Source organism: uncultured Campylobacter sp. (assembly GCF_938045465.1).
In the GTDB taxonomy this organism is placed as follows: domain Bacteria; phylum Campylobacterota; class Campylobacteria; order Campylobacterales; family Campylobacteraceae; genus Campylobacter_B.
In genome coordinates this window covers 1-5,098 of the sequence record NZ_CALIBF010000161.1, presented here as the reverse complement: position 1 = coordinate 5,098, position 5,098 = coordinate 1, and the positions used below count along the sequence as shown (strand labels likewise).

8 protein-coding genes and 1 pseudogene are annotated in these 5,098 nt (G+C 45.6%); 8 read left to right on the top strand and 1 reads right to left on the bottom strand.

The window, feature by feature from the left end:
* Positions 1-20 precede the first annotated feature (20 nt).
* On the top strand, positions 21-848 hold the full coding sequence (locus Q0413_RS07770; protein ID WP_298988418.1) for an ABC transporter ATP-binding protein: 828 nt from the start codon (positions 21-23) through the stop codon (positions 846-848).
* Positions 841-1,005: a hypothetical protein gene (locus Q0413_RS07765; RefSeq protein ID WP_298988417.1), complete on the top strand. Its 165-nt coding sequence runs from the start codon at positions 841-843 to the stop codon at positions 1,003-1,005. Before Q0413_RS07770 ends, Q0413_RS07765 begins: the two co-directional genes overlap by 8 nt.
* A 9-nt stretch (positions 1,006-1,014) precedes the next feature.
* Here the strand turns inward: Q0413_RS07765 and Q0413_RS07760 are convergent, their stop codons facing one another.
* On the bottom strand, positions 1,015-1,197 hold the full coding sequence (locus tag Q0413_RS07760) for a hypothetical protein (RefSeq protein WP_298988416.1): 183 nt from the start codon (positions 1,195-1,197) through the stop codon (positions 1,015-1,017).
* 66 nt (positions 1,198-1,263) lie between these two features.
* Between Q0413_RS07760 and Q0413_RS07755 the strand changes: the two genes are divergently transcribed.
* The 6 genes and pseudogenes from Q0413_RS07755 to Q0413_RS07730 form a co-directional block, all read left to right on the top strand.
* Positions 1,264-1,458, top strand: a complete 195-nt coding sequence (locus tag Q0413_RS07755) for a hypothetical protein (RefSeq protein ID WP_298988415.1) — start codon at positions 1,264-1,266, stop codon at positions 1,456-1,458.
* Positions 1,459-1,609: 151 nt separating this feature from the next.
* Positions 1,610-2,725, top strand: a complete 1,116-nt coding sequence (gene rseP, locus Q0413_RS07750) for an RIP metalloprotease RseP (protein ID WP_298988414.1) — start codon at positions 1,610-1,612, stop codon at positions 2,723-2,725.
* Positions 2,722-3,360, top strand: a complete 639-nt coding sequence (locus tag Q0413_RS07745; RefSeq protein WP_298988413.1) for a YggS family pyridoxal phosphate-dependent enzyme — start codon at positions 2,722-2,724, stop codon at positions 3,358-3,360. The genes rseP and Q0413_RS07745 overlap by 4 nt, the downstream gene beginning before the upstream one ends.
* A gap of 347 nt (positions 3,361-3,707) precedes the next feature.
* Positions 3,708-3,974 carry an ABC transporter ATP-binding protein gene (locus Q0413_RS07740; protein ID WP_298988412.1) on the top strand — a complete coding sequence of 89 codons (267 nt, stop codon included), beginning with the start codon at positions 3,708-3,710 and terminating at the stop codon, positions 3,972-3,974.
* 196 nt (positions 3,975-4,170) lie between these two features.
* Positions 4,171-4,854 carry a hypothetical protein gene (locus Q0413_RS07735; protein ID WP_298988411.1) on the top strand — a complete coding sequence of 228 codons (684 nt, stop codon included), beginning with the start codon at positions 4,171-4,173 and terminating at the stop codon, positions 4,852-4,854.
* Positions 4,847-5,098: pseudogene (locus tag Q0413_RS07730) on the top strand (hypothetical protein); the annotation flags it as partial. The gene Q0413_RS07735 and the pseudogene Q0413_RS07730, both read left to right, overlap by 8 nt.

Below are 5,098 nucleotides of genomic sequence, written 5' to 3'. Positions count from 1 at the left end.
TATGTTTATGAGGTGATAAATTGATTACATTTAAAAATTTTAATTATAAATATATTGAATCGCAAAAATTAAATATTGAAGATTTATCACTTAATATAAAAAAAGGTGAATGTATTCTCTTTACAGGTGCTAGTGGTTGTGGAAAAACTTCTATTTTACGAGTTTTAAATGGACTAGCTCCAGAGTTCTTTGATGGTGGATACAGTGGTGAATTAAAAGTAGCTCATCTTAATATTGGAGACAGATTAAAAGATTTTTCAAAAGTAGTTGGAAGTGTTTTTCAAAATCCTAAAAATCAGTTTTTCAATCTTGATTCTACGAGTGAACTTGCTTTCAGTATGGAAAATTATGGTTATTCTAAATCAGAGATACAAAGTAGAATTGATGAAGTGATATCAGAATTTTCTGCAGAATATTTGTTAGAAAGAAACGTCTTAGAACTAAGTGGCGGAGAAAAACAAAAACTAGCTTTTATGGCAAGTATGATGTTAGATGCTGATATATATGTTCTAGATGAGATAACTAGTAACCTAGATTTGAAGTCGATACAGCTTATTTCATCAATAATCGAAACATTGAAGAAAAAAGGAAAAACCATAGTTGTTGCTGAACATAGAATATATTATCTAAAAGATTTGATCGATAGAATGTATATTATTAAAGACGGTAAGCTGCTTCATGAAGTTACTAAAGAACAGCTGTCAGATTTTGACAGCAGAGCCTGTCACACAAGACAGATAGATTTATCTAAAGTAGAGCTAGGTAATAAAGAAAATAGAAATTTTAGGCGATCACAGCGCCGCGCCGACGCAAGGCAAAATAAAACGACTAATACGCGAAATGTTTAGATCCACTCGCGAAAGCGGCTTAGAGGGCTTCAGTCCAAATTTAATAGATGAAAAATTTAAACTAAGCTTGATCTTACATTCATTTGAAGAATCAGAATTTTTTATCAAACTAAAACAATGTATTGTGAAGCTACAAAACCTCATCGCAAAGCGTTAGAACCCGCGCTTAGTGGGTTTTAGCGATAGAATTTCGGCATAAAATTCCACTTATAACGGCGACACAGAATTTTAAAATTTCAAGTTCAAATTTTACCGATAAAATTCTATAGATGCTTGATCTATGCACGCACGGCGGCGTGCTAAGCCTATAAAATTTGAAAGATAAAATCCGCTGCGCAAAAAATTTCACGGCGTAAAATTTCGTTTAAACCGCCACACAAAATTTCAGGGCGGCACGGCAGTATTTTAAAACATAATGGAATTTCAAAGAGCGACAAAATTTCAGAGTATGACGACTTGCCAAGACATAATGAAATTTCAAAGCATAGCGGCATTTCAAAGCAAAAGCCTCGTGCAGCAAAATTTTATAATCCACTCTGCAAAATCTCGCGGTAAAATTTCGCTTTTAAATTTTAAATTCCTCGCGTCCTCCATCCGCCGCGCGCCTTAATTTAGCCAAATTTATAGCCCGAAACGGCGGTGGGTTAAGCTCAAAGCTAACCAAGTTTAAAAAAAGCGAGCCAAGGCTTTAAACGACGATCTAAGTTTAAAATTTGCAAAATAATAGTAAGCTTAGCCCATTTTTTACAAAGGTTTTAAATTTGAAAAGCATAATTTTAACGCTCGCGATCCTGGCGATCGGATTTTATTTTTACTCGATAAATTTTATGGTCACGGTGCTGGCGATCAGCTTCCTCATCTTTTTCCACGAGCTGGGGCATTTTTTGGCGGCGCGGGCGCTGGGCGTGGGGGTGAACGTCTTTAGCGTGGGCTTCGGTGAGAAGGTCTTTACCAAGCGCATCGGCGCGACGCAGTACGCCATCAGCGCGATCCCTCTGGGGGGCTACGTGAGTCTTAAGGGGCAGGAGGATCTGGATCCCGCCGCGGCAAGCGCGGATCCCGACAGCTACAACTCCAAAGGCCCGATCGCGCGCATAATCATACTTTTTGCGGGACCGTTTTTTAACCTGCTGCTTGCGTTTTTGATCTACATCGCGCTGGGCTACATCGGCGTCGAAAAGCTCGCACCCAAGGTCGGCAAAATCTCGCCAGGCTCCGCCGCAGCAAGCGCAGGGCTGATGATCAACGATGAAATTTTATCGATCGACGGCAAGCAGATCCGCGAGTGGGACGACATCTCAAAGCAGGTAACCGCAGCGCCGCTAAGCTTAGAAATTATGCGCGGCGGCGAGCGGCTGAGCCTGCAGCTCACGCCGAAGCTCGGCGAGAAAAAAACCATCTGGCGCGAGAGCATAAGAGTGCCGCTCATCGGCATTTCGCCCGATTACAACGCGACCGTGACGCTATATCACAAGGGCACAAGCTCGCTTAGCTTCGCGTGGGATCAGACGGTGGAAGCGTCAAAGCTCATCTTGGTGGGTCTTGAGAAGCTCGCCAGCGGCGTCGTTTCGCCTAAGGAGATGGGCGGCATCGTCGCCATTACGGACATCACCTCAAAGGCGGTCGATTACGGCGCGGCGGTCTTGCTCGCGCTCGTGGCGCTAATATCGGTAAATTTAGGGCTTATCAACCTCTTTCCGATCCCCGCGCTCGACGGCGGGCACATCGCGTTTAATCTCTTTGAGCTCATCTTCCGCCGCCCCGTGCCAAAGCGGGTATTCGTGGGCGCCAGCTACGTAGGTATGGGCATTTTAGCACTTTTGATGATATTTACGGTGCTGAATGATTTCGCTAGAATTTTGGGATTTTACAAATGAGGCTGGATGAAATTTTAAAGCGCATTGAAGCTGCGAAAACAGGCGCGGGCAACGTACAGCTAGTCGCGGTAAGCAAAAACGTAGGCACGGATGAGGTGCGCGAGCTGTATTCGCAAGGACAGATCGCGTTTGGAGAAAACAGAGTGCAGGAGCTGAAGCGCAAAAGCGAGCTACTGCGCGAACTGCCGCTAAAGTGGCACTTCATCGGCACGCTGCAAAGCAACAAAATCAATCAGCTCATCGCTCTGCGCCCGACGCTGTGGCAGAGCTGCAACAGTTGCGAGCTCGCGCTTGCCGTAAATAAGCGGCTAACTTATCCGCTAGATACGCTGCTGGAGATCAACGCCGCGGGCGAGAGCTCCAAAACTGGGCTCGATAAAAACCGCGCGGTGGAGGAGTTTTTGCGCATCAAACAAGAGTGCAAAAATCTAAATTTAATCGGCGTGATGAGCATCGGAGCGCACGTGAGCGAGCCCGCGCAGATCGCGCGAAGCTTCGAGGTGAGCCGCGAGATCTTTGATGCGCTCGTACCGCACGGCGCGCGGATCTGCTCGATGGGGATGAGCGATGATTTTGAGCTCGCGATCAAATGCGGCTCGAACATGATCCGCCTGGGTAGAATTTTATACGCCTAGGCCCCGAAGGACGGGCTTTATCGCGCGAGCAAATTTTATACCGCTTTATTAGGCGGCGCGTTTGATTTGTCGCGCGAGCTAAATTCGGCGCGTAACTTGAAATTTAGCGCAATGCTTGATTTTACGTGCTACTTAAATTTAGCGCGTTATTGAAATTTTACGCAGCGCAACAACACGGCATCAAATTTTAAACCTAGATAAAAATTTATTCGCAACGACGCAAATTTTAAAGACGTGAGAATATAAAATTCTAAGCGCAATCCATATAAAGACAGAATCTTAAAAGGCGAAATTTCAAGTGGCGGCAGCTGGCGTATATCGCGCGCACGCTGGTTCAGGGCGCGAAAGTGATCTTTATGGACGAGCCTACAAACGGGCTGGACTTTGGCAATCAGATCAAGCTACTCGAGATGATAAAAGCGCTGGGAGATGAGGGCTACACCTTCGTGCAGACGACGCACTACCCGCGGCATGCGAAGTTTGTTTCAAATTTGACGCTGTTTATAAAAGACGGCGAAATTTTAGCCTTCGGGCGCAGCAAGCAGCTCATAAACGCCGAAAATATCGATAAAATTTACGGCATAAACTACGAAAGATACGAGGATAGATTATAAATTTTACGGGCGCGTAGCGCCGTTAAATTTAGCCGAATTGGGGTAAAATTGCGCGCATTAGACGAGTTTTTAGGCGGCAAACGGCGCGCCCTATAAAATGCAAGCTTGCTAGTCGCGACTGCGGTAACGTAAGCGGCAAACCGAATTACTAGCGAACAAAACGTCTAAATTTAAACGATAAATTTAAAGGAAAATCATGACTCCGCGAGAGATATTTTTAAACGGCTGCAATGAGATCGCGGCAAATTTTGCGTACTTCAAGCCCACGCAAAAGGGGCAAAAACTAACGAAGCTCGCAAGCGACAAAGATATTTCGTTTGAAATTTATTTTAGCTCCAGCATACGCAACTACGCCGGTAGCGTAAGCATCCTGCCGCAGGTCGCGATCTACTGCAAGCGCCTAAAAAAGCTTATGCAAGAGGAGTTGCCCTACTCGACCGACCTTGTTTTCGTATCGTATCTGGGCTATCTCACGCCGCGCAGGCAGTTCCGCGACTGGCAGCTCGCGGGTGCCAGCTTCGAGCCCAGCGTTCGCGAGATTAGCGCAGCTATCAAGGACTACGCGCTGCCTATTTTTGAGCTTTTTGAGGACAAGCGCAAGGCGGTGGAGTTTATGATGCAGCGCGGGGCTAAATTTAACAAAAATCTAAGCGCCTTCGATCTGCGCCCGATCTACTTTATCTTTTATTTCGGCGGCAGGGACGCGGCGGAGGCGTTTTTTAACGTCTGTCTAAGCGATTGCACGCACAAAGGGCGATTTTATAAGCTTTATGAAGAGCTTGCAAACGGCGCGGAGGCGGATTTTAGCAGGAGTTTGTTTTGGGGCGATACGGAGGTGAAATTCGCATTTGTAAAAGGACTTAGAATTTTAAATGGCTGAAATTTTAATTCAAATTTTAATCGTAATTTTTAGTGTCTTGCTTCTTGGCGGGATTGTTTGGACGCTTCTTCGGCGCAACCCTCGCAGGCTTAGCTCGCACCGGCTTGCCGCGATAGATGGGATAAGCGAGGTAAAAAGGCTTTCCGTGCGACCGTTTTTGTTCTGGCTGGAACGGTTTTTTATCTCGTGCGAGAGTCTTTGGTTCGATCAGGATTTCATCTACGTTTTTGACGGACAAAAGCTC